This window comes from Ruoffia sp. FAM 26254 (assembly GCF_045528545.1).
Classification (GTDB): domain Bacteria; phylum Bacillota; class Bacilli; order Lactobacillales; family Aerococcaceae; genus Ruoffia; species Ruoffia halotolerans.
Genome location: NZ_JBGQQY010000112.1, coordinates 1 through 815 on the forward strand (window position 1 = coordinate 1; position 815 = coordinate 815).

General features: G+C 33.1%; 1 protein-coding gene. It reads right to left on the minus strand.

The window, feature by feature from the left end; translation table 11 throughout:
* Window positions 1-24: 24 nt before the first annotated feature.
* Window positions 25-606, minus strand: a complete 582-nt coding sequence (locus ACEN3Z_RS11885) for an HAD family hydrolase (protein ID WP_407090985.1) — start codon at window positions 604-606, stop codon at window positions 25-27.
* Window positions 607-815: the final 209 nt, after the last annotated feature.

The following is an 815-nucleotide window of genomic DNA, read 5'->3' on the forward strand; positions in this document are numbered from 1 at the left end:
ATAACGACTAGAATAACTCAATATTTAAAAGTATGAATTATTCAGGTCTCCTATGTAAGTAAATTCATAGCTCAGGTAGCCTAGCTTTTCTGTAACTTGGTTAAATACTTCAATATCTGGTTTTGAACCATTTAATTCTTCTGAAATAAACCAATGATTTTCAAGAATCCATCGGTTGGTGTGTAAGGTGTTTAATTTATTTCTTTGATCAATGGAAGGACCATTTGTAAGAATGAATAAGACAAAGTCAGCGGCTTGTAAATGCTCAAAGACATGAATGATTTCTGAATTAAGAGTTAAATGTTGACGGTAATATTCATTGAGTGCTTGGAATATCGTCGCTTGCTCAATACTTATTTCGTAATGAAATTTTTTATAAGTGGAAAGGATTCGGTCAAATTGGTACGCCGCTTTAGCTTTTCCCTCACGAATAAATTTCTCGTATTCAATATCAGATTGAACATCAAAGATGCGATTGAAAGATTCAAACGATGGCTGACTTTGAATCACATGTTCCTGCATCGTTTCGAATGCAGCACGGTAAAAATCACTTCTTTGGTAAAGGGTATCATCTAAGTCCCAACCAATGGTTTTAATCTGTTTCATAGTGTTTCCTTTGTAAATCTACCTTATAATATCAGGATTTATGTTTATGTAAGTATATGATAGCATGTTAATAGAGAGTTCCGAGAGTGTAAAATATTTTGTGTAAATAGAAAAAAGGAAGTCCCTTCTGTAGAATAGAGTTACCACACTAAATTCACAGAAAAGAGGACTTCCCTATGAACAATCTTACTACAGATATCTTACAGACT